The sequence below is a fragment of the Pseudogemmobacter blasticus genome (genome assembly GCF_003071405.1).
GTDB lineage: Bacteria > Pseudomonadota > Alphaproteobacteria > Rhodobacterales > Rhodobacteraceae > Pseudogemmobacter > Pseudogemmobacter blasticus.
The window spans coordinates 1616872-1642193 of sequence record NZ_CP020470.1 but is presented as its reverse complement, the minus strand read 5'-3'; the positions used below and the strand labels follow the sequence as shown (position 1 = coordinate 1642193).

At 66.2% G+C, this 25322-nt stretch carries 34 protein-coding genes; all 34 read right to left on the bottom strand.

The genetic code is table 11. From position 1 onward, the window contains the following. Nucleotides 1-7: 7 nt before the first annotated feature. The 34 genes from B6K69_RS18605 to B6K69_RS07845 all read right to left on the bottom strand — a co-directional run bounded on the left by B6K69_RS18605 (nt 8) and on the right by B6K69_RS07845 (nt 25140). The gene (locus tag B6K69_RS18605; protein WP_108643416.1) at nt 8-1048 is read right to left on the bottom strand and encodes a glycine-rich domain-containing protein; all 1041 of its coding nucleotides are present in this window, start codon (nt 1046-1048) and stop codon (nt 8-10) included. Then, a complete protein-coding gene (locus B6K69_RS08000; RefSeq protein ID WP_108643415.1) occupies nt 1041-3722 on the bottom strand; it encodes a phage tail protein in 2682 nt (893 codons plus the stop codon). Before B6K69_RS08000 ends, B6K69_RS18605 begins: the two co-directional genes overlap by 8 nt. Further along, nucleotides 3719-4153, bottom strand: a complete 435-nt coding sequence (locus B6K69_RS07995; protein WP_164681912.1) for a C40 family peptidase — start codon at nt 4151-4153, stop codon at nt 3719-3721. The genes B6K69_RS08000 and B6K69_RS07995 overlap by 4 nt, the downstream gene beginning before the upstream one ends. Next, nucleotides 4150-4662, bottom strand: coding sequence for a DUF1833 family protein (locus tag B6K69_RS07990; RefSeq protein ID WP_108643413.1), 513 nt, complete (start codon nt 4660-4662; stop codon nt 4150-4152). Before B6K69_RS07990 ends, B6K69_RS07995 begins: the two co-directional genes overlap by 4 nt. Next, a complete protein-coding gene (locus B6K69_RS07985) occupies nt 4659-5318 on the bottom strand; it encodes a hypothetical protein (RefSeq protein ID WP_123876549.1) in 660 nt (219 codons plus the stop codon). Before B6K69_RS07985 ends, B6K69_RS07990 begins: the two co-directional genes overlap by 4 nt. Next, entirely contained in the window at nt 5315-7987 is a 2673-nt protein-coding gene (locus tag B6K69_RS07980) for a phage tail length tape measure family protein (RefSeq protein WP_123876548.1), read from the bottom strand. Before B6K69_RS07980 ends, B6K69_RS07985 begins: the two co-directional genes overlap by 4 nt. Beyond that, on the bottom strand, nt 7977-8261 hold the full coding sequence (locus B6K69_RS07975) for a DUF1799 domain-containing protein (RefSeq protein ID WP_108643410.1): 285 nt from the start codon (nt 8259-8261) through the stop codon (nt 7977-7979). The genes B6K69_RS07980 and B6K69_RS07975 overlap by 11 nt, the downstream gene beginning before the upstream one ends. A gap of 86 nt (nt 8262-8347) precedes the next feature. Then, nucleotides 8348-8686: a phage tail assembly chaperone gene (locus B6K69_RS07970; RefSeq protein ID WP_108643409.1), complete on the bottom strand. Its 339-nt coding sequence runs from the start codon at nt 8684-8686 to the stop codon at nt 8348-8350. A 14-nt stretch (nt 8687-8700) separates the two neighbouring features. Further along, nucleotides 8701-9642 carry a phage tail tube protein gene (locus B6K69_RS07965; RefSeq protein ID WP_108643408.1) on the bottom strand — a complete coding sequence of 314 codons (942 nt, stop codon included), beginning with the start codon at nt 9640-9642 and terminating at the stop codon, nt 8701-8703. A 2-nt stretch (nt 9643-9644) separates the two neighbouring features. After that, the gene (locus tag B6K69_RS18160) at nt 9645-9806 is read right to left on the bottom strand and encodes a hypothetical protein (protein WP_164681843.1); all 162 of its coding nucleotides are present in this window, start codon (nt 9804-9806) and stop codon (nt 9645-9647) included. Further along, nucleotides 9799-10230 (bottom strand): phage tail terminator protein, encoded by a 432-nt coding sequence (locus tag B6K69_RS07960; RefSeq protein WP_108643407.1) that lies wholly within the window; start codon nt 10228-10230, stop codon nt 9799-9801. The genes B6K69_RS18160 and B6K69_RS07960 overlap by 8 nt, the downstream gene beginning before the upstream one ends. Further along, nucleotides 10230-10652, bottom strand: coding sequence for a gp436 family protein (locus B6K69_RS07955; RefSeq protein WP_108643406.1), 423 nt, complete (start codon nt 10650-10652; stop codon nt 10230-10232). Before B6K69_RS07955 ends, B6K69_RS07960 begins: the two co-directional genes overlap by 1 nt. Continuing rightward, nucleotides 10649-10900 carry a hypothetical protein gene (locus B6K69_RS07950; RefSeq protein ID WP_108643405.1) on the bottom strand — a complete coding sequence of 84 codons (252 nt, stop codon included), beginning with the start codon at nt 10898-10900 and terminating at the stop codon, nt 10649-10651. The genes B6K69_RS07955 and B6K69_RS07950 overlap by 4 nt, the downstream gene beginning before the upstream one ends. Further along, a complete protein-coding gene (locus B6K69_RS07945; RefSeq protein ID WP_108643404.1) occupies nt 10900-11208 on the bottom strand; it encodes an Acb2/Tad1 domain-containing protein in 309 nt (102 codons plus the stop codon). Before B6K69_RS07945 ends, B6K69_RS07950 begins: the two co-directional genes overlap by 1 nt. A 106-nt stretch (nt 11209-11314) precedes the next feature. Then, the gene (locus tag B6K69_RS07940) at nt 11315-11590 is read right to left on the bottom strand and encodes a hypothetical protein (RefSeq protein WP_108643403.1); all 276 of its coding nucleotides are present in this window, start codon (nt 11588-11590) and stop codon (nt 11315-11317) included. 63 nt (nt 11591-11653) lie between these two features. Further along, nucleotides 11654-12052, bottom strand: a complete 399-nt coding sequence (locus tag B6K69_RS07935) for a hypothetical protein (RefSeq protein ID WP_108643402.1) — start codon at nt 12050-12052, stop codon at nt 11654-11656. Further along, on the bottom strand, nt 12052-12996 hold the full coding sequence (locus B6K69_RS07930) for a major capsid protein (protein WP_108643401.1): 945 nt from the start codon (nt 12994-12996) through the stop codon (nt 12052-12054). The genes B6K69_RS07935 and B6K69_RS07930 overlap by 1 nt, the downstream gene beginning before the upstream one ends. Nucleotides 12997-13006: 10 nt before the next feature. Further along, nucleotides 13007-13348, bottom strand: a complete 342-nt coding sequence (locus B6K69_RS07925; protein WP_108643400.1) for a capsid cement protein — start codon at nt 13346-13348, stop codon at nt 13007-13009. A 9-nt stretch (nt 13349-13357) separates the two neighbouring features. After that, a complete protein-coding gene (locus tag B6K69_RS07920) occupies nt 13358-14461 on the bottom strand; it encodes a hypothetical protein (protein ID WP_108644842.1) in 1104 nt (367 codons plus the stop codon). Between the two features lie 287 nt (nt 14462-14748). Next, on the bottom strand, nt 14749-15237 hold the full coding sequence (locus tag B6K69_RS07915; protein WP_108643399.1) for a phage virion morphogenesis protein: 489 nt from the start codon (nt 15235-15237) through the stop codon (nt 14749-14751). Nucleotides 15238-15340: 103 nt separating this feature from the next. Next, nucleotides 15341-16786 carry a PBECR2 nuclease fold domain-containing protein gene (locus tag B6K69_RS07910; RefSeq protein WP_108643398.1) on the bottom strand — a complete coding sequence of 482 codons (1446 nt, stop codon included), beginning with the start codon at nt 16784-16786 and terminating at the stop codon, nt 15341-15343. 134 nt (nt 16787-16920) lie between these two features. After that, nucleotides 16921-18312, bottom strand: coding sequence for a DUF935 domain-containing protein (locus tag B6K69_RS07905; protein ID WP_108643397.1), 1392 nt, complete (start codon nt 18310-18312; stop codon nt 16921-16923). Nucleotides 18313-18538: 226 nt separating this feature from the next. Next, nucleotides 18539-18751: a hypothetical protein gene (locus B6K69_RS07900; RefSeq protein ID WP_108643396.1), complete on the bottom strand. Its 213-nt coding sequence runs from the start codon at nt 18749-18751 to the stop codon at nt 18539-18541. A gap of 112 nt (nt 18752-18863) precedes the next feature. Continuing rightward, nucleotides 18864-20528 carry a phage terminase large subunit gene (terL, locus tag B6K69_RS07895; protein ID WP_108643395.1) on the bottom strand — a complete coding sequence of 555 codons (1665 nt, stop codon included), beginning with the start codon at nt 20526-20528 and terminating at the stop codon, nt 18864-18866. Continuing rightward, on the bottom strand, nt 20525-21022 hold the full coding sequence (locus B6K69_RS07890) for a DUF1804 family protein (protein ID WP_108643394.1): 498 nt from the start codon (nt 21020-21022) through the stop codon (nt 20525-20527). Before B6K69_RS07890 ends, terL begins: the two co-directional genes overlap by 4 nt. Further along, nucleotides 21012-21257 carry a hemolysin XhlA family protein gene (locus tag B6K69_RS07885; protein ID WP_108643393.1) on the bottom strand — a complete coding sequence of 82 codons (246 nt, stop codon included), beginning with the start codon at nt 21255-21257 and terminating at the stop codon, nt 21012-21014. Before B6K69_RS07885 ends, B6K69_RS07890 begins: the two co-directional genes overlap by 11 nt. Further along, complete coding sequence (locus B6K69_RS07880; RefSeq protein WP_108643392.1) at nt 21257-21766, bottom strand: thioredoxin domain-containing protein; 510 nt, start codon at nt 21764-21766, stop codon at nt 21257-21259. The genes B6K69_RS07885 and B6K69_RS07880 overlap by 1 nt, the downstream gene beginning before the upstream one ends. Further along, nucleotides 21766-22689, bottom strand: a complete 924-nt coding sequence (locus B6K69_RS07875) for a lysozyme (RefSeq protein WP_108643391.1) — start codon at nt 22687-22689, stop codon at nt 21766-21768. The genes B6K69_RS07880 and B6K69_RS07875 overlap by 1 nt, the downstream gene beginning before the upstream one ends. A gap of 101 nt (nt 22690-22790) precedes the next feature. Next, a complete protein-coding gene (locus B6K69_RS07870; RefSeq protein WP_108643390.1) occupies nt 22791-23162 on the bottom strand; it encodes a hypothetical protein in 372 nt (123 codons plus the stop codon). Further along, nucleotides 23162-23815, bottom strand: coding sequence for a methyltransferase (locus B6K69_RS07865; protein ID WP_108643389.1), 654 nt, complete (start codon nt 23813-23815; stop codon nt 23162-23164). Before B6K69_RS07865 ends, B6K69_RS07870 begins: the two co-directional genes overlap by 1 nt. After that, nucleotides 23812-24225 carry a hypothetical protein gene (locus B6K69_RS07860; RefSeq protein ID WP_108643388.1) on the bottom strand — a complete coding sequence of 138 codons (414 nt, stop codon included), beginning with the start codon at nt 24223-24225 and terminating at the stop codon, nt 23812-23814. Before B6K69_RS07860 ends, B6K69_RS07865 begins: the two co-directional genes overlap by 4 nt. Further along, complete coding sequence (locus tag B6K69_RS07855; RefSeq protein WP_108643387.1) at nt 24225-24662, bottom strand: regulatory protein GemA; 438 nt, start codon at nt 24660-24662, stop codon at nt 24225-24227. Before B6K69_RS07855 ends, B6K69_RS07860 begins: the two co-directional genes overlap by 1 nt. Then, a complete protein-coding gene (locus tag B6K69_RS07850; RefSeq protein WP_108643386.1) occupies nt 24659-24934 on the bottom strand; it encodes a hypothetical protein in 276 nt (91 codons plus the stop codon). Before B6K69_RS07850 ends, B6K69_RS07855 begins: the two co-directional genes overlap by 4 nt. Next, nucleotides 24934-25140 carry a hypothetical protein gene (locus tag B6K69_RS07845; RefSeq protein ID WP_108643385.1) on the bottom strand — a complete coding sequence of 69 codons (207 nt, stop codon included), beginning with the start codon at nt 25138-25140 and terminating at the stop codon, nt 24934-24936. Before B6K69_RS07845 ends, B6K69_RS07850 begins: the two co-directional genes overlap by 1 nt. Between the last annotated feature and the right edge of the window lie 182 nt (nt 25141-25322).

The window sequence follows — 25322 nt, the reverse complement described above, 5'->3', positions numbered from 1 at the left end:
GCCCCCCTTACCCGATCCAGATCCGCACTTCGCCGCGTGCGCCCGCGCCCGGGTTGGCGTTGGAATTCCCGCCGCCGCCACCGCCGGGCGCCGATCCCGCCGCACCGGAACCGCCGCCATTGCCGCCGAACAGGCTGCTGCCACCGTTTCCGCCGCCGCCCCCGAAGACCGCCCGAGACGTGGTCGATCCGAAGGAGCTGCGACCGCCACCGCCCCCCCAGATCGTTTTTGCGTCACGCGAGCTGGGTCCACCATCGCCGCCGCCCGGAGCGTTGCCGGACACCTCGCCACCGCCAGTCCCCCCGGTTGCTATCTCTGTGGTGCCAGGGCCAGTTCCCCCACCGCCGCCGCCGTAGGCCGTCAGCAGCGATCCGACCGTGGTATTGCCACCGGCAAATCCGGGGGCGCCGTTGAAGCCCTGGACACCGCCGCCAGCACCGATGCTGATCACGACGCTTGACGGCAGGTCGGCATACCGGATGCGCAGGGCGCAGTATCCACCGCCGCCGCCACCAGCATGCGATTGCAGCGAGGTGCCCCGCCCGCCGCTGCCGCCGCCGCCCCAGGCCTCGATCAGCACGGGCGTGTCATCGGCAAATCCGGCCGGCTTGGTCCAGGTGGTGCTTGTCGGCGTCCACCAGTAATAGGGCGGCAGGGCGCCGGCCTCGCCGCCCCCGCCGGACAGGATGCGCCACGACCCCGACACATATTCGATCAGGTCGCGCCGCCCGGCGGCCAGGGCCCCGATGCCCAGATCAACGCCGGTCGCATCGACCACCGGCACGGCCGCGCCGCCGCCGATGGCCAGCGTGACCGGGCCAGAGTTGGCGGCGGCCCAGGTGACCGTCGCCTTCATGCCGGCGATCAGACCCGCTGTCAGCGGCGGGTCGATGGTGGCGGTCACCGCATTGCCGGTGCCGCCGACGGACGCCAGCGGAAACACCGCCGCGTCGATCAGCATGGCCAGCCGGTCGTGATACTGGGCCAGAAACTCCAGCCCGGTTGGCGACGGGTCAGACGCCTCGGAATACAGGGTCCGCTCAGCCATTGTGCAGCTCCGGGGCCTCATCGACCAGGGTCAGGCTCATCACAAAGTCCTCCTTGGGGCTCATGTCCTTGACGATGGCGCGCAGATGGTGGCGGTCGCGGGTGCCCACGACGACCAGCCCGTCGGGCGCCACGCCGTCAGGATCAATCGGTGTCTCGAACTCGATGGTCGCGGTGCCGGCATCGTCGCCGGTGATCGTGTGCAGCGTGATATCGCCCGTGGTGCGGCGGATCAGGGCTGCGCTGCGGGCGCCGATCAGGCTCATGTCCGGCACGGCCGACATGGCAGCGATGTCGGGAAACCCATCGCGCGTGAACACCGGCACCTCGGTATCCAGCTCCAGCGCGACCACGTCGCCGGCCTCGTCCAGCCAGACCGTGGCGATGCGGGCGCTGGCGCTGTTGCCACCGATGGTGTCGTGCTGCACGGCCACCAGGCTGCCCCGGCGGCACACGATGGCCTCGGCCGGGGCATCCAGGGTGTATTCAACGGACCGCAGCTCGAGCTGCGCCAGGTCATAGGCAGCCCGGGCCCGCACCTCGGCCTCGGTCACCAGCCCCTCATACTCGACCTGCTCCAGCAGCCCGTTGTCCTGCCCGCCCGCGCGCAGCACGGTGATCTGCCGCGCATCGTAATCGCGGGCCGCATCCCGAAATGTCACGCGCAGGCCGTCTGCCTGCCGGGGCATCGCCCGGCGCCAGGCAAACCCGCGCATGTTGCGCGGCGTGAACACCTGCACCGGGGCCTCGGCGCTGCGGTCGCGGTCCATCACCACGCCCCAGCGATCGCTCATATAGGGGCGGGCATAGCCGCAGGCCGCCACGATCTCGGCCGCCTGGGCCACCGACTGCCCCTCGAGCAGCGCGTTGACGGTGTAGCCCTGCGCCGTGCATTGGGCCCTGAAATCCAGCAGATTGTCGTTGTCCAGCATGTCGGCCGGCAGCGCATCGGCATTGAGGCGCCCGGCCAGGATGTCGCGCAGATGCGGCGCGGGGTTGCTGGTCACCGTCCAGGCGCGCCAGTCGGTGCCGTCCCAATCCGGCACATAGCCGCCCGCAAGCACCGACAGCCGGTCAAGCTGGCGGTTGCGGGCGCGGATCGCGATCATGGCCATGTCGCCGGGGGCCACCGGCGGCGCGGACCAGATGCTGACAGATCGCAGCAACACCAGGCTGTCGGCCAGTTTGTCGCGCGACCGGGCGATGGTCGGTCCAGCCGGGTCGCGATAGCCGAACAGCGCCCAGACCGATCCGCCCACCGTATAGGCCGACGAGCTGTAATCGCCGGATGCGATGGTGCAGCCGCGCGTGATCTCGATCTCCCAGGCCCCACGCGGCCAGTCGTCGGGGTGCAGGTGGATGCGGGCCTCATAGCGGCTCAGCGCGCAGTTGGTGACGCCGGTCGAATCGAGATTGTCGGTGGCCATCCAGGCCGCGCCGCCGGTGCCAAAGGTCGCGTCGGCGGTCCAGCCGCCACCGGCAGGCGACGCGGTCTGGTCGGCCGAGGCCCGGCGCGCCTCGATCCAGCCGTCGGTCGCGGGCGATGACGGCGCCGCCGGCGCCAGCGGGGCGGTCGTCCAGACCAGCCGGATCGTGGCGCGCAACTGGCGCAGCGACGCGCCCTGGAAATGCAGCTCGGGCAGGGGGCGCCAGGTGGTGCTGCCCCGGGGCCGCATCCGCAGCCGCACCGGAACGCGCATCCGGCTGTTGCCACCCTCATAGTGCAGGCCCTGCGGGAAGATCAGGTGCAACTGGTGCTCGTCCGGCGCATCGCGGGTCGAGACCACCTGCGCCTGCGGCAGCGCATCGGCCACCTCGATCGTGGTATCCAGTCGCGCCTGGTCGTCGCCGTCGACGGTGTGGCCGCGCAGCTCGGCCTGCGGGGCCTCGGTCCGGGTCTGGCGGCGGATCAGGGTCAGCGGCGCGTCGCCCGGCCAGCCCTCGCGCGTTTCGATCTCGCAGCCCGGCAGATCGGCCGCGCTGGCCGCGCCGATGCGGATATCCTGAAGCCGGTGCGGACCGCCCAGCACATAGACCGCCTCGACCACCTCGTCGGCGCCGTCGAAATAGGTATGCGGCTCCAGCCCGAGCGGCGGGTAAATCTTCCGCTCGCCCACGACGCGGGGCAGCGCGCCATTGGGCTCCAGCACGTTGCCCTCGGCCGAGCTTGCCCCGTCATTGCGGAACTTGGCCTGCTTGCTGGCGGCGGTCTGGGGCGGCGCGATCAGCGACTGTATCAGCAGCGTGCCGACGATCTGCACCCCGGCGGCGGCGATATAGGCGGCGGTGCTGCCGGCGGCGAATTTCGCCAGCCCGAACTTGGTAGCCAGCCCGCCCTGGGCAATCCAGCCGGCGGCAAAGGTCAAAGCGAAGCTCGCGATCAGGGCAAAGATCATCTTGCCGCGCCCGCCCCGGCCGCCGCGCGGCGCCTGGTGGAACGACAGCTCGATCACGCGCCCGGCCTGCGGGGCACGGGTGCGGATGCGCCCCCAGGCAGCGCGCGGCACCGGCGCGCCGTTGATACAGATCACCCCGTGATCCCCGAAATCTACAGGCAGCGCTGCGAACCGTTTAACGGCCTCTTCAAGGGTCAGCTTGGGCGGCAGGAATGCGACCGCCGGCGTCAGGTCAAACGGCGCGCGATAGGTGCACAGGATCTGGCCGGCCGGAATCATGCGCGACGCCTCCAGCCGATGATCCGGCCCGCCACGGACCAGTGACTGACCGGCACCACAACCGCGCCGCTGCCCGCCTCGATGTGCAGCAGCCGCGTCTGGCTGACCATGACGCCGACATGCACCACGCTGCTGCGGCCGCCCGTGCCGCGCATAAGCACCACGTCCAGCTCATCCGGGATCGCCGGCACGCGCCAGCCATCGTCAGCCCCCGCACGCATGGTGCGGGCGATGCGGATCAGGTCCATCGCGCTGATCTCGCCATAGCTGGGCAGGTCGATCCCCAGAAGGTCGGCATAGACCTGGCGGACCAGCCCCCAGCAGTCATAGGCATCGGGGCCCCGGCCACCGTCCACGAATGGCAGGCCGACATAGGCCTCCCACCAGGGGCGGGCGGTCGGGGCGGGCATGATGGAGCGCGCGGCGGTCATTTGAACAGCGCCGGCAAGCGGGACTCGGTCGCAAACAGCCGGGGCCACGGCTCTTGCGTGTAGTCGCGCAGCATCAGGGTGCCCGACAGTTGGCTGACGTTGCATTCGATATCGACCAGGACAAACCGCATCGCCGGATAGACCGGCGTCACTGGCCCCGGCGCCACACGCGGATCCTGTGACAGGTCGAAATCGGCAGACGACAGCACCGACAGGGTGACATAGGCGCGATCGGTCAGCACGCGCAGCGCCGTGCCGATCCGCCGATCCACGTTCGGAATCGTAATGCTGGCCTCAGGTGGGCCATCGGTATCGGTCGGCAAGGACACGCGGAACAGCAGCCCCAGCCAAAGATGGCCATCCATCTGGTAGTCGATCACGTCGCTGACCACCCGGATCGGCTGCGCCAGCGCCGGGTGCTCGACCAGAACGAAGGGCAACAGCGCATCGGTCGAGGCGACCGATTCCAGCGCGAGACGGGCGGCAGGGCTGATATCGCGGTCGGTCATGACAAGGCTCCGGGGGCAAAGACGGTGATACTGGCCAGCCCCACCGGCGGGCTGGGCGGCCACCAGCCGGCGGTCAGGGTCACGGCCGACAGCACGGTCGCGACGCCGGCCCCGGTCAGCAGCCGCACGTCCGACAGGCCATGCGCCGCGATGATCCCGGGCGCGCCGCTGATCGCCGCCGCAGCCCCCACCTGGGCCGTGCCGTTGTGATAGAGGCCCCGCGCCAGATCATAGGCGGCCACCGGCGCGACCAGCCGGTCGGGCGGGATCAAGCTGGCCCACCAGGGCGTCGAGGGCAGGCGGATCATCGACAACCGGAAATCCCAGTTCGTCTCGGATACACGCGACGTCCGACAGGGTTCGGTGGCCGCAAACTTCCACTTCCTGACACTTTCATCCTCGGGGTCGCGCCACAGAAATTCCTTTGCCCCCCGATCGATCTCGGCCCAGAACGTCAGGAATGCGGCGTGTTCAGTTTCGTCGGCGGCGGGGAACGTGCCTGCATATGCCCACGCCTCGGCCGTCACGCGCGGGCGCGACAATGGCGGGCCAAGCTCCGGATCAAAATTGGCGCGAGTTTCGAACGGGGTGCCTTCCCAACTGTCCGCAGCGGGGCTTTGCAAAAAATCAGCAGGCCAAACGGGCATCAGCGTCATCGCTTGGTCACCTTCGTGCCAATACCGTACCGCGAGGAGTTCTGGCGGTCGAATTTACCTCTGGCCGTGGCGCGGCCCACGATCAGGGTGACGGCGCCGTCAGCATCCATGCCATCGCCCGAGGTTTCGCGGATCGGCTCAGGTGAGTAGTTGCGGATCTGGACGATCGGTGCCTGCCGGCCCGCGCTGGCAGCGGCGCTGCCGGCCGAGACACCAAAGGTCCGCCCCCATGCCGGCATCGACGATCCGGTCCCGACGCTGCCTCCGCTGGCATAGGCATGCAGCTTCTGGCCGGTGACCACCTGGAACAGGTCACTGATGTCGCCCCCGTTGTTGATCATCTCCAGGAGCGGCAAGTTTGCCGCGGTGGCGGCCGCATTGATGACGTACTCACCATCTGACAACCAGGCGGGGATGGAGTCGCTGGTGGACGTGCCAGGTCCGGAAATGTAGCCACCTTCCGCCTTCATAAGCGGTGCAAAGACCATTCCGAGTAGACCACCGCTTTCGCTGCTGCCGAACATCCCGGCCAGCGGGCCAGTGCCCAGCAGCGCCGCCTGCAGCCCGGCCCGGAGCAGGGCCTCGATCAGCTGCTCGGCGGCGTCTTTTCCACCCATCAGCGCGTCGATGAGTGCGTCGCCTGTCATCTGCGATACAGACCTCAGGCTGTTCATGGCCGCCTGCTCGGCCAGCCGCGCCGAAATCAACTCCTCGACCTTGGCTTTCTCGGCGTCGGTCGCGGTTACCATCTGCTCGCGGTAGCGGATCATCTCCTTCTTTACGGGGTCTGTCTCCCGCAACAGCTCCAGCTCGCGCTCCTGCTGTTTGATCAGTGATGCGACAGCATTGGCCTCTTTCGACGCGCCGCCGCCACCGCCGCCAGCGCTGGTCTCGACACCGAAATCGATATTGGTCGGCGCCTCGCGTGGCCGAGGCGAGACGAAGATCGGCTCGCCGCCGCTGGCGATGGCCTCCATGGTGCCCAGCGTGGTACCCGCCCAACCTGACAAAGCTGCAGGGATGCCGCTGGCCCGGCCAACGAGGTTGACCGCGATGGTGATCGACCGGCTGGTGATCGAGTCGATGGCGGTCTTGATCCGCTCTGCCTGTTGCGCAGCCTCGGCGGCCGTCTGGCCCACCCCGTTGATCTGCGCATCCAGTTGCCGGGCGTTTGCCTCCGCCTCAAGCGCCTTGTCTGCCAGCGCTCCGACCTCGCCACTGGCATCACCGGACCGCAGCGCGATGCTCTCCAGCGCTGCCGCCACCATGGCATAGGCATTGGCCTGCTCTGCCGGCGATCCCGCATTCTTCAGCGCTTCCAGCGCGGCATTGAGGGCGATGGCCTCCGAAAGGGTCGCGCCCAGCTCATTTCGCAGATTGGCAACCGCAGTGGCTTCGTTCTGGCCGACGAAGAACGATCCGATGTAGCTGCTTTCGGCCAGGGCGGTGAATTCGCTGCTGGCCTGCGTCAGTGCCCGTCGTGCCGCACGTTCGTCGGCACGGTCCTGCGCCTCGATCATGTGACGGATTTCCCGCGTCACCTCGCCATACTTGGCGCGCAGCGATTCCAGGCCATTGGCGCTCAGGCTGGCCGAGTTCTGCTGCATCCGGCCCACAGCTTCGCTGGCGCGGTTCATGGCCTCTTCGAAGGTCAGCGCCTCCTCAGACGACGACATCAGCCACTGGACTGCTGCTGCGCCGAAGCCAATCACGGCCATGGTGGCCAGGCTCATGGGCGACAGAAACGCGGTGAATGTGCCCCGCAACGCCGCGCCCAGGCCAACGCCCTGCGCGCGCATCATCTGGAACACCTGCGTGACCTGTGAGCCCTGCTGCATCATCAGGACAAATGGGTTCTGCCCCGCCGCGATCATCATTGAGATGTCGTTCAGTTGATAGCCAAGCTGGGTAACGTAGAAGCCCGTCTGTTGCGTGGCACCGCTAAAGCCCCGCATCTGCCCTGTGGCCGGGGCCATGGCGGCGGCGGCGCGATCACGCGCGGCACTGGCCTCCATGGCTGAGATCGCCCCCAGCCGTTCTGCCTCGGCAATGTCGCGCAGATCCTGCTCATACTGACGGCTGGCTGCGAACAGCGGGTTGTACTTGGCCCGCAGGCTATCCAGCGCCTGGCCGTGACGCAGGGTGTCGGCAATCGTGCCGTCCGAAACGGCATTCAGGCCGGTCGTTTGCGCAATGAGCTGCTGGACCATCGTTTCCTGACGGCCGATCGCGGCTGTCGTCCCGTCCAGGGTGACGCCGGCGGCCTGCATACGGTCCATCAGGGCGATGGTCTGACGGGCCAGCAGGTCATGCGCCTGGGCCGCCTCGCTGGCCGACAAGGCGCCCATTTCCTCGTAAGCTGCCACCTGCTGCACCGCCGCGCCCAGGGCATAATACTCGCCAACCATCGGCTGGATCGCTGCCCGGGTCATTTGCACCAGGCTGCCCCATTCCGCTTCGCCTGCAACCAGGTCGCTCAGGCCCGACGCCGCTGATGTCGCGGCCGGGCCAATAGCCGCCATGTCAGCGCCCGCGCCGTTTACAGCGCGGCCGGTTGACGTCGCAACGTCCGCCAGGCTCTTGACCTCGGCGCGCATGGCGCCGATTTCGGCCTTCGCCTGGGCGGCGTTGGCCTGTAGCAGCATACTGACGCGCAGCTCAGCGCCCACGGCGGTTCATCTCCTCGATTGCAGCGGTCTCGATCGCGCGTACATCGTCCCAGACGTCCGGCGTCATCGTGATCCCGGCCAGGTCCAGACCCGCCCGGGCGGCGGTGTAGTCGAGGCCGAGCCATACGACCCGGGCCTCCTCTGACGTGGACAACTCGGCCGTGCGCCACTGGCCGCTGATCGCACACCAGGCCTGCCAGGCCGGCAGGTGTTCGACCCACAGGTGCAGATCCGCCGGCTCGTCATCCACATCGACCTCGATGGTCAGGCCCATGGCGGCGGCATCGCGGGTCGCTCTGTCGATGCCGGCCGCACTGGCCCTACCGGACCGTTGCCGCGCCCAGAGACGCGCGGCGGCGGTCAGTTTCCCCGTTTGGCGGCCTTCACGCCTGAGGTGGCCGAGAAATACGCGGTGGTCAGCGCCTGGCGGACGAACGGGATATCGATCAGCGTGTCGAGGTTCGCGGCGCTGTACTCGAAGGCGTCGCCGTCGCTGTCGACAGCCCCCTCCCAGCCCACGACGATGCGCCGCAGGAACTCGTCAGCACCCTCGGCCGAGACAGCATCGAAGGAGGCGGCCTCCGAGCGGGTCAGGGCCCGGAACTCGACCGTGAAGGTCTGCTCGGTCTGGCCATTGTCCACGGGCACGAAAACCCGGACCGAGGTCTTGAAAGTGGGGTTCTTGATGATCTTCAGCACAGGGTCTCTCCCGATCAGGTGAATGCAAGGGTGAACTGGTCGTTGCCGGTGGATCCGGGCAGCGCCTTGCCGCGCAGCGCGTATTCGGCGACGTTGTCCTGCTGCTGCAGGTCGCCGGGATTGAGGATCTGCAGGTTCGGCTGCGTCAGGGTCACGACCTGGCCGGCGCCGACCCCATGCACCAGCGTGACGGCCGTCGGCGTGCCGGCGGCGGCCAGGGCGAAGGGGTTGAACGTCGCCAGCAGCTCCATTTCGATCTGGAACTCGCACCGCTCATCCGATCCCGTGATGATGATCTGTGTCCGGCGGATCAGCCCGCGCCGCTTGACGTCGCACCCGGCATCGAAGGTGAAACTGCGCAGCACGGCGGCGGTGAACGCCCCGATCGAGAAGGTCGGCGTGTTTTCGGTCGTTGCCACCTGCGGGACCAGCGACAGTTGGGTGCCATAGGTCGGCGTCGGCAGCGCAGCATCGGACGGCTGGGTAAAGAGGCCGGTCATCGTGAATTCGATGACAACGATACCCTCGGCCGTCAGCTTGTACTTCCAGGTGCCGCGGCAGCCCAGCATCTTGAAAAGCGTGCCGTCCAGGTAGAAGTAAATCGAGCTGCTCTCGTGGTTCCGGCTGATCGGGTTATAGGTCACCGACGCCCCGGCCACGACCACTTCCGCGCATTTGCACGAGCGCAGGAAGACGGCGTATCCCGGAGGCGTCCCAGCCGTGCCGCTGCCCTTGGCCTCGACCTCGAACGTGATCTTCGTCATCTTCCCGACCAGCACGCTCGGACGCGCGCCCTGGATTGGCCGGGTGTGCTGGCGCGTAACCTCGGTCGCCTCCATCGGCGTGAACTTCACGTTCTGGCCGAGCACCGCATTCGCGGGCGCAGGTGCTGAATCCACGCCATAGGTCGTTTCGATCTTCGCGAGCAGCGCCTGAAGTTCCCACATCATCGACATGGTCAGTCCTCCTTCACGGCGGTTTTCGAACCGCCTTTAATGGTGGGTTTGACGGTCTCGGCAGGCGGCTCGTCCGGCTCAGCCCCGGCCGGGATCAACGCGCCGGATGCGTCGCGGGTGTAGCTGCCGCCCTGGGCAGGCAGCGGATGGGTGGCATCAGCCATGGGGTTCTCCTGTCAGGAAACGGGTGGTTTGCCAGGTCTGGGCGTAAATGCTGACACCGTTGCCCAGGCCGGTCGTTTCGCCACCGACCAGCGCGCAGGCGCCGGCTGTGCGATCCGGGTGCCAGCCTGCGAGCAGATCCTCGATCGCGGCCTTCAGGCCATCAAATCGGGCGGCACGTTCGGCACCGCGAGGGTCGTCATGTTGGCGGGATACCATCGCGGTCACAAACTGGACCTCGATCAACTGACGATGACCGCCGGCGGCATTCCGGTTAGGACGCGCACGTTCGCGCCAGGGCACGACAAAGACCTGTCCGTCCTCGGCAGTGCCGATCCGGCCGGAGATGGCCTGCACGCTCTCGGCGATCTCGACGCGGGCGAAACTGCCGGCGTCATTCAGACGGTCGAAGATCAGCCCCAGCATCACCACCCCCGCAGCTTGTCGGCGGTGAAGACCTGGGCTGGCGTATCCGCGAGCACGCGGCCCGTCTGGGGCGTGGGATCAGTGTCGCCATCGCCGACAGGCAGCGCATAGCGCCCGGCCTGAACGTCCTTCAGCGCGGCGACCGCGTCCTTGAAATCCTGCGCCACATGGTCGGGCGCGCCGTTGCGGTGCAGCGTGTAGCGCGCGATCGACACTGCCCAGGTCTTCAGGACCGGCGGCGTCGAAGGCAGCGGGCGGCTGTACCGCGCGAAGACGTAGCCGTCGATCATCGTGTCGGCCGCGACCAGCGCGGCGGCGATCACCTCCGCGTCGTAGACGCCGTCGCGATTGCGATCCGAGATCTGACGGATTTCGTCTTCGCCCGCGCGGTCGATCAGGTCAGTCAGCGAGGCATAGGTCACGGCGTGGCCTCCAGGTGCACCGCCTCGGCCTCGGCCTTGGCTGCCCATGCCCTGATGGCCAGCACCGGGCCTGCCGTGCAGCTGGCAGTGATGCCGGCGGCGCGGGCGAGGTAGGTGCCGCCGGAAAACCTGACGCGCAGGTTGGTCGGCCCAAGATCAATAACGGTCTCGCCGACCAGCCCCACCACCCCGGCCGCACGCCGGGCTGCGGCGGCCATGTCGCGGTAATCGGATGCAGTCAGGGCCATCACTCTTTGGCCTCACTGAGGCCGGCAATCAGGGCGGCAATCAGGCCGGAAATCTGGAGATTCAGATCACCTTCCACGCGGGCCGGGCGGAAGACCGACCGATTGATCGCCATGAACCCTTTTTCGATCTCCGTGCGACCAATCGACAGCCAACGCTTGTCTACATCGGGCAGCTCGGCAAGCTGGTCCAGCAGCCGCAAAACGGCCTCCTCCACCAACTTGTTGTTGTTCACGAGGGCAACCTTGTCGGCCGACTGCGCCACATAGCCGGCAACCGGCAGGCCAACATGTTTCGGATCATCGCTCATGGGTTGTTTCCTTGACCTGCACTCGGATGGACGCACTTGGGTGAGGTGCGCCCGTCGAAGGGCGGGGAATTGGGGTGGCCCGGAGACCACCCCCTTCAAAACAGCTTCAGCCGGTCAGCGTCCGGACGGTCGGGCGACCCAGGAAGCCATGGATCCGCACCCCGCCGACCAGGCGGTCGTTGAGGGCGGTGGCTGCCATCCAGATCCGGCGCAGGGGCCTGGCGTCCTGAAGCCGCGGGATAAAGACGCCGGGCCAGAAGAAGGCATCAGTGATGTAACTGCCGATCCGGTAGGCGAGGTCGCAGACAAAGGTGGCCAGGGCCGTGGCCCAGGCGATGGTGGAAAGGGCAACCGCGATCATCGGGCGAAGGATCATGCGCATGTGCGTTCCTTGCTTGGGGGGTTGAGGGTGCCAGGGGCAGCGTGCCGCCCCTGGCGCGGGGCATCAGCCCTTGGTGGCCGCTGCGCCCTTCTTCGGGGCGGTCTTCGCGGCCTTCTCGCTCGGGGGGGTATTCTTGTCTGCCGGGGCGGCGCCACTTTGCGGCGGTGCCAAATCCGCCCCTGCCTGAACGGCGGTCCCACTCGCGATCGCCAGGCGATCCGTCAGATCCGCGATCTGGAGTGCCTGCGTGGCGATGGTTGCCTCCAGCTCGGCGATCACGGTGGCGGGGTCGTGATCTTGATCACCGGCGGCCGTCGACGGCACGGAGCCGCCCTCGAGAAGGCCTGCGTCCAGCAGCGCGATCTCCTCCTCGGGCGTCACCTCGTGCTCGCCGGCCAGCAGCCAGCGAGTGCCGACCTTGGCGGGTCCGACAAGGCGGACCTTGCTCACGGGGGCCGACATCAGCCTTGCCCCGCGTTCTGGAACAGGAAGCCCGCGTCGGCGCCCAGGATGTACGGGCGGCGCTCGGTCGTGGTCGGATAGATCCACGACTTGGTTTCGCGGGAGTAGTAGGGCTGTTCGACCTGCGGATAGCCGGTCAGCTCATAGCAGTAGCCGTACGACGGCACCTGGTAGTTGCCGCCCTTGGGCACATAGGCGAGGATCGCATCATCGCCCCAGACATCCGTCGCCGCCGCCGTTTCGGCAGCCGTCTCGGGCAGGTAGACCGCCTTGCCGCACACGACCGTATCCAGCTCGAGCAGCGCTGCCAGCATCTGCATCGTGATCGACTGCGCGGAGGTGTACTTGAACTGATCCTTGATCGACGCGTGGCCGGTCAGCGCGTTCTTGGCATTGGGGCCGAGGATCAGCGTGTTGGCGTAGCGGCCGGTCATACGCCGGATCGCCTCATTGCCGGCCTTGATATCGGCGATGGGCGTCGAGGCACTTTGCGTCCAGCGCGCGGTGGTGGTCAGCGTGACCTTGTTCGTTGCCGCGTAGTTCGCGGCCGTGCGGGCCATGGTCGCGCACTCGTACTCGAGGTTCAGGTCGACAGCATCCAGCACCATGTTGATCGCGCCCTGGCCGAGGTCGAAGCCCGGCACAGACATCGCCTCTTGCTGATGTTCGATCGGCACCACGCCCTCCAGCGCGTCCTGGACCAGGCTGATCGGATCCGAGGCATAGCCATACTGGATGCGTTTCACATTGGATCCGGGCGCCCGTTTCGTGTTCATCAGCCGGAAACTTTCCTTGCCGAACTTGAGCTGGCGCATGGAACGGTTGGGCACGGTCGCGCGCGGGAACAGATACTGCGAGATGAACTCGGCATTGCGGTAGCCGCGCGCATGGGTCGACAGGATGGGGTCGACGACAGCGGCCTGGCGGGAGTTGATGGGGGCCATGGTTGTTGCCTCAGTTCAGGGTGGAGAAGCTGATGGTGACGTATTCACCGTCAGCGGCGGCATGCAGCGCACGCCCGAAGGCGTTGACGCCCGCGCCCTGCGCCTGGACACCGCCGGCGGCGGCCGAGACGACGCGGCCACCGGCCGTGATCGCCCCCACAGCCTTCACGCGGACGAGGCCCGCCTTCATGATCGGGGCGTAATCACCGACGACGGTGCAGGGGCTCTTGGCCACGCCGGCCACGACCGCATCGGCCGCCGTGATCTTGGCGCCGGCAAAGCTGACCAGGTCGTACGCGTCGAAAACACTGGTCGTCAGGATCGTGTCGGTCAGGATGTCTTGAAACAGCATGGTCGCTCCTCAGGAAACAGCGCGCACGGCGTCCATGAACTCCGTGCCGGGGTGGGCGCGCTGATAGGCCAGCGCCTTGTTGTGGATGGCCAGCGCGGCGGCATCGACCGGCCGGCCGTCGGCGGCAAAGGTCGCGGGGGTGCCTTCGGGATCGCCGCCGAGATCCTGTTCGCCAAAGGTCACGACCTTGGGCTGCGCCTGCAGCACCTCGCGGATCGCGGCCGCGGGCGCGAGTTTCTCACCTGCCTCCGAGAACGCGACAGTCGCAGTTGCCGGCAACGCGTCCAGGATTGCGACAACCTTGTCCTTCGAGGCAGGGATCAGCCGGCCGTCCTGCACGAGGCCCTCGGCAAATGTCACATTCTCGGCGTGGGCGATCTCGGCTTCACGCGCGGCGAGACGCTGTTCGCGCGTGGCAACATCAGCCTCACGAGCTGCAAAGGCCGCATCGGGTTGATTGGGCACGGCGGGTTCCTTTTTCGGTTGAGGTTGGGGGTCAGTGGGAGCTGCCGAGAAGCGCAGCTCCTGCGGTTCATCGGCATCGTCGAGCCAGTCGATTTCCCAGGTGGGCAAGATCTTGTCGGCAGCCTCGATGCCGTCGCTTTCGATCAGCCAGTCGCGCAGCCGGCGAAACAGCGAGGCCGATTGGGAGCCAGCACCATAGGCCGCCGTGAAGGTCGCGCCGGCGTCACCGGCGAAGGTGATGTTCTTCAGCCCGCTGACTGCGGGGGCGGCGGCGCCCAGGAAGCCGACATGTTTGGGATACCAGCAGCCCGGCACCGGGTTATGGCCCTGCGCCGGCCCGAAGAATGCCATGCTGACCTTCTTGTAGCGACCGGCCTTCACCAGGTCCGCGAACTGGGGCTCGATCTGATGCACGTTCGCGAAAAGCCGCTCGGCCTTGGTGTCGTAGTCAAACGACTTCACCCAGCCATAGGCCGGGGCATCGGTGTCGGGATGACCGACAACCACGGGCGCCGGGGCCGTCTCCGGGTCATAGGCATCCGCCACAGCCTTCAGGTCGGCCGCCGAATAGGTGATCGGCTCGCCCTGCATCGGCGTGAAGGTGCCGGGGCGGAAGACTTCGATACGGGCGGTGAGGGTGTTGGTCATGGGCATCCGGCTCGAGCTGAGTGTCGAGCAGGTGTCGCATGTGGCTGGCGTGAGATGGTCCGGACATAGGTCCGGCAGGGCGCCATGCTGGCGCGAGGCGGCGGCGGGCACTGCCACCATGCTTCCGAGGCCCTGCGGCGGTCAAGCGCCTTGTTTCGGGTCGGTCCGGCTCAAATGGGCCCGGAGAGCGATCCTAACAGGGGCCTAACAGGCCTTGACGCCTTTGCGGGCGGGGTTGGGCCTTCTGAGGCCGTGAGGCCGCCCTGCGCCGGCATTTGGTGGACATGCTATTCAGCCGACAGCCAGTCCTCTGCGATGGCGATGATCTCGATCTCGTCATCGGGGGAAAGTCCAAGGAATGGCCGCCCCGGGATGTCGCCCCATGGAATCGGTCCGCCACGGCTGCTTGAGCCAAACGAGCCCTGAGCTGCGCCGAACTGCATGACTGCCGCCTGCGGGGCGGGCGATCCGACCCGCAGGTAATCATCCGTGGCCTCGGCGTTGATTTCTGCGGCCATCTTGCCAGTCGCCCGCAGGATCTGGATCGGCGTCTGACCCGCCGCCTCGCGCCGGGCCGTGGTCAGTGCGCTGAGCGGGGCCCAGTGCGACCCGTCGGGAGCAGACTCGGCCGCGAAGTTGCGGGGGATGGCCACGCCCGTGAGATATTCTCCGACGTTCTTGTAAAAGCCGTTGGCGCGCTCCATGCGCTCAACCAGCCGATCCAGTTGCCTGGCGGCGGATGCCTCCAGTTCGACCGTGAAGGTAATGCCCGCCATGTTGATAACCCCTCCTGATTTCGGTATGCTGACGGTGTCGGACAGGTGTGGCGGTGTGTGCCCTTCGAGCCTTTCCGGTACGGCGGCCCGAGCACCCGGGCCGCTATTTTCGTTTCCAGAGCAGCTTGCCGACCCGCTGGGTGTCGATGTGGCGGAAATCCGGCTTTGATCGGTTGAACGATGCGTAGCCCGTCACGCCACCCCACCCCCGGCGCCCAATCTCGAACATCGAGAAAAGAGCCGTGTCAGGATCCACGCGCACATATCGGCGCGTGACCATCAGATCGACAACACCTGGAAACCGGACATCCGGCACCTCACGCACACCAAGCCAGATCTCGTCAGGGTCCAGGATGGCTTCGGCCAGCAGGGGCGCGTAGTCACCGTGTCCGCGCTTTTCGGTCTTCCATCGCCCATTCGGGCTGCGGAAAAGTTGATCAGAGATCGTGATGTGACCGCCGGCAGCATCCTGCCAGAGTTGCGCTTGCCCCAGATCCAGGCCGAACGCCCGCATGAACTCTGCAACATAGTCTTCAGGTGGCAGACCCGGCTGCATGGGACTCCGCTTGAACGGCCGCGCCTTTGCCAGCAGGTCTGCCATAGGTTCGGGCTGATCTATCCTGACAATGCTTCTGCCGCGCAAATCGCCGCTCGGGGTTGCTGCAGGATCCTCGAGCAGGGCCGATGGCACCAGGCCGCGTTCCCACAAATCGCCAGGCATGTAATCCCACCCGTAGCCGATTCCGGCCGGCTGCATGATCATCTGGCCGGTGCCCGGGTCGAGGATCGGCAGGAGCGCGTCTATCGGCGCCTCATCAGGACCAGACTTGCCCAGGCGGGTCAGATCGCGCCGGGACAGAGTGCGCACGCCGCAGCTGCAGAACCAGTCATTGGGCGGGAAGTGTTTTTCCCACCAGGGATCATCCCACATCAGCACAAGGCCATGCCAGTCCAGGTGCAACTTGCGCGGCACCCGTGGGGTCCGGCTGTCACCGTGCAGATACTGCCAGTAGGGGCGGAGCTTGACGACATCGGGGTCGCGCATCTGGCGCAGGCGACCAGCCATGAAGCTGGTGCGAATATTGGTCTCGAAGATCGTGCGGATGCGCCAGTTCCGCTCGCCCCGGTAGTCCCAGCCATATTTGGCCACCAGCCGGTCGAAGTCCTTGGCAAAGTCATCGACATACTTGCCGTTCTGCGCCGCATCGATGATGGCTGCCTGGAACTCCTCAAGCATGGCAGTGTCGGTCACGCCGGCCACGACAAATGACCTGTCGTGGTCTCCCTTCAGCGCATCCAGCCAATACTTCGTGGGCTTGATCCGCTTCTGGCGAAGAAAGTCGATCTGCTCACGGAAGGGCTGACGGACGGATTCAACGGCGAAGGCGGCGGCATCGTCCTCGTCCAGGAACACCGCGTCGCGGCCAGACCATGCCGCCAGTTCCATCGCCTGTGAAAGGGTTTCGGCCAGTGCATCAGGCGTCCAGCGTGCCGCCAGTTCGACAAGGGCGGCAACTGCATCGGTCGACCAGTCCTCGATCGTCGACATATCCGCGGCCGCCAGGATCGCCGACTTGATGCTGGCCAGGCGGCGACCGAAGTGACCCTCGGTTTCCGCAAGAGCTTGGCCGAGAATGCGTTCGACCGGACCGCCCGCTTCAGCAAAACAAACGTGCCGTCCGGTCAGCGTTTTTTTTTGAGCCGCGTGGCCGCAAACATCGCCGGATCAACTGCTAACGGATCAGGCTCCTCGACCTGCGCCGGCTGCAGATCATGCCTGGCGGCAACCAGGGCATCGATGGTCTTGTCCGAAAGACCATCGGTCACATCGAAACTGACGATGTATTCCCGCGCGACCTGGTCGTCGTCGAACCGTGCGGCCTGCTTGACGATTGCGCTGATCGCTTCGTCGGCGGCCTTGGCGGCCGCTGCCTTGGCCTGCCGCGTCTCGGCTGCAGCTTTTTCGTTCTTGGGGCGCAGGCGGCGGACAGCAGGCACGGCTGCGCCGGGCAGGTTATAGTCGACGATCCACTGACAGAGCGTGTCGCGCAGCGTGTCGGTCTGCAGGTCGCCATCGCTGTCGGCGATAACGTCCAGCTGCTCCTGGTGCACGTCGCCCAGGGCGCGGCTGCCACCGTCGGCGCTGACAGACGATGTCAGAGTTTCGCCCGTGACCCGGATCGAGATTTGTTTGTCCCAGTAGTCGCAGAACTCACGGTAGGACACTGTCCCGCCGCGCGTCGCTTCCAGGAATGAGACGTCCGTCCCGATCGGCACGGTGACCGCCGCGCTGGTACGGATATCCATGAGGGTATTCAGCAGCCGGGTCTGTTCGTCGGTCAACATCCCGTAGGGCGTCTTGCCGATCACGGTCGGGCCGGCGAACTTCTCCATGAAGTGCAGCCAGAACGTGATGCCCTCGCGCTTGAACAGCACCGGCCAGAACAGGCTGGACCCAAGGCCCAGACCATATGGGTTGTTTCCACGCACACCCACCCGATGCACGATGAATTTGCGCTGCGGCAGCAACTCCCCCTCTGTCAGGGCCGACCAGGTCAACAGCCGCAGATTCCAGTCCCGGTCGAAAACGAACCGCCGCTGGTCATGTGCCTTGATCCTGACGGGCTTGATCAGCGCACCGTCGCGCGCCCACACGATCTCGGCGACCGCAAAGCCCTTCAGGGTGGCGTTGGCCAGATCCTTGCAGATCTGATCGAAGGGAAGCGCTTCGATCATGCTGTCAACCAGATCTGCCGCCTCCTTGTCGATCGGACGATCACCGCCCGGCACAACCTCCCAGTCCCGGCTGATCAGGGCGTTCTTGCGCTTGTCCAGCATGGCGCCGGCATGGGTGTCGCGCTCGATCTCGTCATAGATCGCCAGACCCTTGCCGCCGCCCTGGGCGATCAGGGTCTCGTCGGCATGTTGCAGGACACCCGAAAAGAACGGGATGGTGATGTCGTTCGCGACCGATGCGATCAACTGGCGCTGGTCGGCGGGCAAGTTCTTGCGGCCGGCGTCGGCGAAGGCGGCAGAGCGGGCGGGCGGGCGGTGCTTGGGCTTCTTGCGGCTCATTTCGGCTTCCTCTTGGTCTCGATGGTCCAGCCGTCCTTTTCGAGTGCGGGCCACAAAATGCCGGCTGTCCGTGCGCATACCCGCACCACCAGACTGCCCGAGCAGTCGGAATAGCGGTTATTCACGGCAGATGTTTCCGCGCCCTGCAAAGTGCTGCACCAGCGCCCTTTCCGACCGTCCGGCGCGACCCACCTGAAACGTCTGACCCGTTTGCGAGATCCCGGGGTCATCTCTGCGCCCCACCATCTTCGGCTCGCGTCAGCAGGGCGACCACCCGTTTCTCGGCGTCGTAGATGCTTTCGCCATATCCACGCGACACCTCATGACGATTGCCGAGGACATCGGTGATGATCAGGTGATTTTCGTGGAAGCTCCGGGTCACCGACACGATGTGTTCGGGGTTCACCGCTATCCCATTGCCCAGATTGACCAGAGCCATTACCGCCTCCTGCAGCGTTGCTGCCCATGCTTGCCGCACCAGTAGATCCAGAGGCCGAAATCGCCGACCTTCGCGCCTAGCCACCGGATGGCGGTCCAAAAGAGCCAGCGCATTACCGCCTCCCCCCCAGCCGATACCCGCCCAGCCGATCCCCGCCCGTCGGCGCCGAGGCGGTCTGCATCTGCCCGGCCGCGCCACCGCCAGCGTAGAACAGGGTGTGCTGCCAGAGCATGTCGAGAGTGTCAGGGCCGTCGTCATGCGCTCCGTTCGGCCACTGCTGCAACTGCTCGATCAGCGTGGTCTGGGTCGGGTTCAGGCGGATCAGCCCGGCTGCGATCGGCGGCTGCAGGCGCTCGATGCGCAGATTCTTGTCGGCGGCCGGGATGATCGGCACGGCCGAGATTCCGACACCTTGCCGGGCCGCCTCGACCATCAGCGAGGTGCGCAGGAACTCCTGAAACTGCACGCTCTCGACGAACCACAGCAGGCAGCGGTATTCGCGCTGCAGGGCAATGGTGTCGGAAATGATGATGTCAGGCAGCCGCCGGCGGATCGAGGCCTCAACCACATCCATCTTTCCTGACAGCCGGTCGAAACCGCCAATCAGGATGGCGGACGGGTCACGCCCCTTGTTCTTCTTGCCCAGGCTGGGGTCGATCGCGCCGAAATGGATCCACTCGCGCACCGGCTGGGTCCAGAACACCAGCTTGGCAAAGGGGTTTCCCTCGCTGATCGGCTGGTTCTGGTATTCGGTCGCGAAACTATCATGGCCGCCGGCGCGCTGCAGCATCAGCCAGGCCAGAGGCTGCACGGCCGGCCAGTTGACCACGGCGCCGGCGTCCATCTCGGCTACTCGTGCGTCGTAGAACGCGCGGGCGGCGTCCTCACCGTCGTTGTGGTAAAGCTCCTCGAACTCTTCCCAAAGGTCCATCCGATCCGGCCATTTCATGATGGCCTGGAACTTGGTCACGTTCCACGCGGGCTTTTTCGACTCACGGACCGTGACCGCATCCCAGTGCAGAATGGTGTTGACCCAAAGGACGTGCATCGACCCGTCCGGCGGGCCGACCTTCAGTGCCGCCTTGTTGATCCAGCTTTCCAGCTTGTCGCGCTGATCGGGGCTGCGCACCTGTTCGTCGTTCTCGATGTCGTCGAAGAACATCAGGTCGGGGCGGTGCGGGCCGTGGCGCCGGCCGCGCAGCTTCTGGCCGGCACCCAGCCCTTCGACACGGATGTTCTGCCGAGTGACGATCTCGCCCTCGCGCCAGACGCGCCCTTTTCCGCAAGCCTCGGGGAAATCGGTCTGAAGGCGGGGGTTGCTCTCCAGCTCGGCCTTGATCGCCTCGATCAGCAGGGCAGCCTGGGCGTAGACGTCACAGACCTCAAGGCAATACCGGGTCTTGCGCAATACGATGCAGTACAGCGCAAAGCCCAAGCTGATGTGGGTGGACTTCGAGGATCCGCGCGGCGCGATCAGCATCTCGCGCAAGCCCTTGTTCGCCGTCAGGATCTTCGGGGCCAGATCAAAGATGGCCCTGTGAAACAGGCTGTCTTCGCCCTTCACATAGTGCGGCAGATACGTCTTCAGGAAGAACTCGAAGCCATCCTCCCCAAACATGGAAACCCGCCGCAGGCGCTCTGCCTTGGCGGCGGGATCAGACGGAAAGGCCTCGACGCTCAGCTCGATGTTGCGCGCGAATTCCTGTGCCATCTCGGCCAGGCGGTCGCGGAACTCTTTCTTGCTGACCGCTGCCTTCAGCTGCGGCTTCCGCGTCATGTGGTGTAAAGCTCGGCGATACGCTCGCCGAACGGCTCGATGATCTCAAGGATCGTGGCGGCGTGCTGGGGGAAGAACTCGCGCACGAAGTCCAGGAGCTTGGCCATGACGTCCTGGGCGACGCCCAGTTCGGACACCTTGGGCGCGAAACGCTTGGCGCTGGCGGCCATCTTGGTCATCGCATCGGAGAGCGAGACCAACATGCCGACCTTTTCCTGCGTCGTGTGCGTGCCGACCTTGATTTCGTCAAGGATGGCCTGCGCCTGGATCATGAAATCCTCGACAACCGAGGACACCACGACCTCTACGCCTTCGCCCGCGATGACATGGGCAGTGCGGGCCTTGTCCCAGTCGTCACCCGCCTCCTTCGCCGCCTTCTTCCAGCGGCCCACCGTTGCCTCGGAAACCCCGTAGGCAGCCGCGATGGTGCTCTGCATCATGCGGCGATAGACATAGTCGGACCGCGCTTTGCGCCGCACGTCGTCACGGGACATTGAAGCCACCTGCGAGCAGAAAGGCGATAGCACCCATGACAATCCCGCCCAGGACGAGGCGGGTGATCCAGCTCAGGGAGCCCTTGATGTCGGAGAGCGATTGCTGGATGTGCCGGTCGCGCTCGGCCGCAACGGCAACATGCGTCTCCACGGATTTCAGCCGGCCGTCATGCTCATCCAGCCGCTTGTGCGCCTGGTTGATCCGTTCGACGTGAAAGGAGTTAACGTCGGTCATCACTTCGAGATCCACTTCGACATCACGTCCTTCAGGGTATGGCCGCCCATGTAGAGGGAGCAGTAGACCGCCGTGAACCAGCCGAGGGCGTCGTAGGGGGCGGGCGGCAGGGCGATCCGCCAGATCGCATTGGCGACATGGAGGATCACGATGTTCCAAGCCCACAGAAACAGAATCAGGTACATGCCCCCGGGCCGCCAGGCGCGCATCCAGATCGGCTCTGCTGCCTCTGCCTGGAGCAGCGCGAACTGGCCCTGCAGCCCGGCGGCATAGAGTGCCACCAGCTCGGGAGCCATCGGCTCGACGGTGCGCATCGCCTCAATGACCCTGCCCGGATACTGTTCGGCCACGGCCTCGACCTCGGACGGCGGCACCTTCAGCGCGTCGGCAATGTGGCGCATGACCTCGGTTGCCAGGCCGCCACCAGCATCGCCCAGCTTGCGCGAGAGGATGCGCTCGATCATCGGCATTCCGGCCGAAAGCGCGATGGACGCGAGGGTCGCAGACATCAGAAGCTCCTGAGAACGGCCGCAACCCGCGGCAATGCACTGGCAATCTTGGCCGCGACCACGTCGCGATATCGGTAGGCAAGCACCGCCAGCCAGATCAGCAGCACGGCCAGGACTCCGGTATCAACCCAGCCGGGCAGCGTATGGTCGGCCGCGCCCGTCGTCGTGACATAGGTCGCCGCGGGCGCTGCTGCGGCCGGCGGCGTGGCCTTGGAAACGGCGTCGATCCGGCGCTGCAGCGTGCTGAGCGTGGCCCGGCCGATGATGCCGTCTTGGGTCAGATCATGGTCGGCCTGGAACGTCGTGACAGCGGGCAACAGGATCTGTCCCTGGATGCCGCCGACCGCATAGCCGAGCCGGGCCAGGGCCGCCCGCGCCGCTGCCTTTTCGGCGGCGGTCAATGTCAGGCCCCATGTTGCCCACCCCAAAGAGGGCGCCTCAGCGGCCCGGACGGGATACTTCGCCAGCAGCAGGATGTCCGCTTCGCGCTGACGCCGTGCGATCAGGCCCGGCAGCACGCGACCGCCGCCCTTGTTCCAAAGCCCCAGCGCCGCTCGCACGACGGCCGCTTTCGCGCCCTCTTTCCAGCGCTTCACCCACGATGCCTGGGCAATCGCCCCAGTGTTCCAGTCGAACAGTACCCCGGCATCAAACTCGTGCTGCGCAGGCAAGCGCGCCGCGCTGCCATTCAGCCGCGTCATGGCGCGCGCCACCCTGGGCTCATAGTTCAGACGCAGGGCGGCGGCCATCAGCTCGCGGGCCTGTGCGCGCGTGATCACCATGCCAGCGCGCGGCTTGATCACGCCCGACGCGGCCGTCAGCCCCGGGCCAATGGTCCACTCCCCTGACGGGCAGCGATAGGCCCGCAGCACGACACCTTCCTCGGCCTCGAGGGCGGCTTTTCCTTCATCGCTGGTGTTCATGATCACAAATCCCGGTCCACCCGGGTGCGCGCCCGGGTGACGGACAATCGCCCGCCGCAACTGCCATTAGGTCCGGACAAACGTCCGGGGTGGCGATTATTTTATTCGGAGAAAAGATCGGGTTGGCGCGGGTCAGGCGCGTTGGCGATCCTGCGCACATGACGCTCGGAAAGCCCCAGCATACGGGCGATCTCGCCGCGAGTGCGGCCCGTCGCTGACAACTCCTGCACGGATCGCCGGCGAGCGCCAGCGCGGGCGTGCGGAATGTAGACAGACTGGTCCGCCATGAAGTGACATACCGCCCGACCATCGTCTTCGCCAAGGGCTTTGATAATCGGATGGTCCGCCGTCGGGTTTTTGGGGATGCGAAGATCCCGGCCGCCGAATTCCTGCATAAGCCGCAATGCCACGCCGACGCCCAGCGTCTCCGCAAGGTCGATGAGCGATTCAGGCAGGGCGGCCGAGGCTGTCATTACCGGCAGCCCTCCGGCACGTCATAGTCGCCAGGGCGCTCAAGGCGGCGCCGACAGGGCGGGATCCAACCGAATTCCGGTTCGCGACGCATTCGAGGCTGATGCGTCTCCCAGATGATCCAGCAGTAGGCCGTGGCGGTGCTACCGGTAGGCGAAAGGCGCCCCCTATGCATCACAACGCGCTCTGAAAACTGCAAGATCAACCGGGGCGGATAGGGTTTGAACAGGCTCTCATACCGCCCGATGCCTTCGAGAAAGGCGCTGCGAACGATGACCGCAACGGCTTGACGGCTGGTGCGGAGCGCACGGGCGATGAACTGATCAGCCAGGCGAAACGGCGGGTTGGTAACGGTCCAATCGACCGGATCAGGATCGGGGCCCCAAAGGTAGTCCTGCACTGGAAACCCCGCGCCATAGTCATGCACATCCGATGCCTCGACATCGCGGAAGTATTCCTTCAGCGGCCCCACCATGTGGCCGCGGTTGGCGGCCGGCTCCCGGCAGGAGTCCTCGTCCGTGTGGAGCCATAGAAGGGTGTTTTGCAGGTGATCGAACAATGCTCGCGTGGACCAGGGCGGCGTCGGGAAGTCGTCCAGGCTGTCATGGGGTTCACGCCGTTGCTGCATCACGGCCGAGGAGCGGTTCTGGGTCATGCGGCCCCCATCTGCTGTTCGGCCTGGACACGCGTCTCCATCGAAACCCGCAACTGGATCTCGCGAAATTCGGACAGCGCCAGACGCGGGCGAAACCCGGCGCCGCGCATCACGAGGCCGAGGCGCGCAGCCGTGTTGATCACGGCGAAATAGCTGCAACCGAAGGCATCGCCGATCTCGCGTGCGGCAACGCCGGCCTTCCACATCAGCCGGAATTCAGCTTCATGATGCGGCCTGATCACCTCGCGCCGCCCGGTGCGGCGCGCAGGCAGGCCAAGCAGGGCCGCCCGCGCCTGCAGTGCGTCCTTGGACATGCCGACACTCTCGGCGGCCTGACACAGGGTAAGTTCCGGATCCAGCCAGGCGGCGCGGACATCACTGGCGCTGGCACGGATCGATCGCATGACCATCAGCGCACACCGCCAGCCTGGGCGGCGCCGCGCGCTTCCATCTTCTTCAGCGCCTCGATGATCGGGCTGGCCTGATCGTAGGACAGCATGTCGGGATCCACGACCACGCCGTCATGCCCATGGGCAACGAAGCGCTTGCAGAAGGCGCGCAGGGCTGGCGCAGATCTATCCTCGATCACGCCCAACTGGTGGCATTTCTTCCAAAGGGCATGGATCATCCGCGACCATGGTTTGAAGGACTGTGGCAGCTGCTTGCCCGCGACCCGCACCTTGAAACCCAGCCGGGTCATTTCCTTGACGACCGCGGCGCGCTGCGCCTCGGACATGGCCCGCAGCGATTCCGTGCCCGTGACCCGCAGAAGAAGCGCGCGGTAGGTATCTTCGTCCAGCCCAAGCTCCTTCCGGGCGACGTGGATGATTTTCAGGAGGGCGGTCATTTCGCACCGCCTTTCAGCGCCTGGCCATCCGCCTGAAGCGGGGCGATGAATGTCCCCCAGACAAATCCATCGCGCCACTGGACCTCACGCACCCCAAAAACCGAAACCGACAAGGCCTCCGCTTCCTCCGGCGCGAGAAACGACGCGTTGACATTGACCTGCACGATCTCCCACGTGTTGGAGGGGGTCAGTTCATCGCCTTCCAAGGTCTGCGTTGTGGCTATGCGCCACTTTGCCCAGTAATAGCCGGGCAGAAGGGGGATACGCTCCATCACACGACCTCCAGATGCAGGATCGAATGGCCGCCCGTGCGGCCGTCCAGGGCGATGACGATGCTGCCATCCCCCACAGCCCAGGGCTTGGAGCGGATCGTGGTTTCGAAGGAATCCGACCGGCCGAGGACGGGGAAGTAACGGACACGGCGGCCAATCGGGAAATCCCGCTCTGCGGCCTTCAGGGTGCTTTCCAGGTCAGTCACGGCTGCACCTCGCGCAGGTGTGCGGGTTCGAGATCGAGGGCAGGAAGGGCCGCTGACAGTTGGCGCAGGGCTGCTGACCACCTTCGGCCAGGTGCTTTTGCAGGTGGCGCTTCTGGTTGGCCCACATGCCGCGCAATTGGCCCATGGACAGGCCGAATTCCGGCGCAACGGCTGCCAGCTTC

Bases quoted from the DNA above. Each gene is read 5' to 3' on its own strand.
- B6K69_RS18605 (WP_108643416.1), bottom strand. From the start codon at position 1,048: ATGGCTGAGCGGACCCTGTATTCCGAGGCGTCTGACCCGTCGCCAACC.
- B6K69_RS08000 (WP_108643415.1), bottom strand. From the start codon at position 3,722: ATGATTCCGGCCGGCCAGATCCTGTGCACCTATCGCGCGCCGTTTGAC.
- B6K69_RS07995 (WP_164681912.1), bottom strand. From the start codon at position 4,153: ATGACCGCCGCGCGCTCCATCATGCCCGCCCCGACCGCCCGCCCCTGG.
- B6K69_RS07990 (WP_108643413.1), bottom strand. From the start codon at position 4,662: ATGACCGACCGCGATATCAGCCCTGCCGCCCGTCTCGCGCTGGAATCG.
- B6K69_RS07985 (WP_123876549.1), bottom strand. From the start codon at position 5,318: ATGACGCTGATGCCCGTTTGGCCTGCTGATTTTTTGCAAAGCCCCGCT.
- B6K69_RS07975 (WP_108643410.1), bottom strand. From the start codon at position 8,261: ATGGGCCTGACCATCGAGGTCGATGTGGATGACGAGCCGGCGGATCTG.
- B6K69_RS07965 (WP_108643408.1), bottom strand. From the start codon at position 9,642: ATGTCGATGATGTGGGAACTTCAGGCGCTGCTCGCGAAGATCGAAACG.
- B6K69_RS18160 (WP_164681843.1), bottom strand. From the start codon at position 9,806: ATGGCTGATGCCACCCATCCGCTGCCTGCCCAGGGCGGCAGCTACACC.
- B6K69_RS07960 (WP_108643407.1), bottom strand. From the start codon at position 10,230: ATGCTGGGGCTGATCTTCGACCGTCTGAATGACGCCGGCAGTTTCGCC.
- B6K69_RS07950 (WP_108643405.1), bottom strand. From the start codon at position 10,900: ATGGCCCTGACTGCATCCGATTACCGCGACATGGCCGCCGCAGCCCGG.
- B6K69_RS07945 (WP_108643404.1), bottom strand. From the start codon at position 11,208: ATGAGCGATGATCCGAAACATGTTGGCCTGCCGGTTGCCGGCTATGTG.
- B6K69_RS07940 (WP_108643403.1), bottom strand. From the start codon at position 11,590: ATGCGCATGATCCTTCGCCCGATGATCGCGGTTGCCCTTTCCACCATC.
- B6K69_RS07935 (WP_108643402.1), bottom strand. From the start codon at position 12,052: ATGTCGGCCCCCGTGAGCAAGGTCCGCCTTGTCGGACCCGCCAAGGTC.
- B6K69_RS07930 (WP_108643401.1), bottom strand. From the start codon at position 12,996: ATGGCCCCCATCAACTCCCGCCAGGCCGCTGTCGTCGACCCCATCCTG.
- B6K69_RS07925 (WP_108643400.1), bottom strand. From the start codon at position 13,348: ATGCTGTTTCAAGACATCCTGACCGACACGATCCTGACGACCAGTGTT.
- B6K69_RS07920 (WP_108644842.1), bottom strand. From the start codon at position 14,461: ATGACCAACACCCTCACCGCCCGTATCGAAGTCTTCCGCCCCGGCACC.
- B6K69_RS07915 (WP_108643399.1), bottom strand. From the start codon at position 15,237: ATGGCGGGCATTACCTTCACGGTCGAACTGGAGGCATCCGCCGCCAGG.
- B6K69_RS07910 (WP_108643398.1), bottom strand. From the start codon at position 16,786: ATGTCGACGATCGAGGACTGGTCGACCGATGCAGTTGCCGCCCTTGTC.
- B6K69_RS07905 (WP_108643397.1), bottom strand. From the start codon at position 18,312: ATGAGCCGCAAGAAGCCCAAGCACCGCCCGCCCGCCCGCTCTGCCGCC.
- B6K69_RS07900 (WP_108643396.1), bottom strand. From the start codon at position 18,751: ATGGCTCTGGTCAATCTGGGCAATGGGATAGCGGTGAACCCCGAACAC.
- terL (WP_108643395.1), bottom strand. From the start codon at position 20,528: ATGACGCGGAAGCCGCAGCTGAAGGCAGCGGTCAGCAAGAAAGAGTTC.
- B6K69_RS07890 (WP_108643394.1), bottom strand. From the start codon at position 21,022: ATGTCCCGTGACGACGTGCGGCGCAAAGCGCGGTCCGACTATGTCTAT.
- B6K69_RS07885 (WP_108643393.1), bottom strand. From the start codon at position 21,257: ATGACCGACGTTAACTCCTTTCACGTCGAACGGATCAACCAGGCGCAC.
- B6K69_RS07880 (WP_108643392.1), bottom strand. From the start codon at position 21,766: ATGTCTGCGACCCTCGCGTCCATCGCGCTTTCGGCCGGAATGCCGATG.
- B6K69_RS07875 (WP_108643391.1), bottom strand. From the start codon at position 22,689: ATGAACACCAGCGATGAAGGAAAAGCCGCCCTCGAGGCCGAGGAAGGT.
- B6K69_RS07870 (WP_108643390.1), bottom strand. From the start codon at position 23,162: ATGACAGCCTCGGCCGCCCTGCCTGAATCGCTCATCGACCTTGCGGAG.
- B6K69_RS07865 (WP_108643389.1), bottom strand. From the start codon at position 23,815: ATGACCCAGAACCGCTCCTCGGCCGTGATGCAGCAACGGCGTGAACCC.
- B6K69_RS07860 (WP_108643388.1), bottom strand. From the start codon at position 24,225: ATGGTCATGCGATCGATCCGTGCCAGCGCCAGTGATGTCCGCGCCGCC.
- B6K69_RS07855 (WP_108643387.1), bottom strand. From the start codon at position 24,662: ATGACCGCCCTCCTGAAAATCATCCACGTCGCCCGGAAGGAGCTTGGG.
- B6K69_RS07850 (WP_108643386.1), bottom strand. From the start codon at position 24,934: ATGGAGCGTATCCCCCTTCTGCCCGGCTATTACTGGGCAAAGTGGCGC.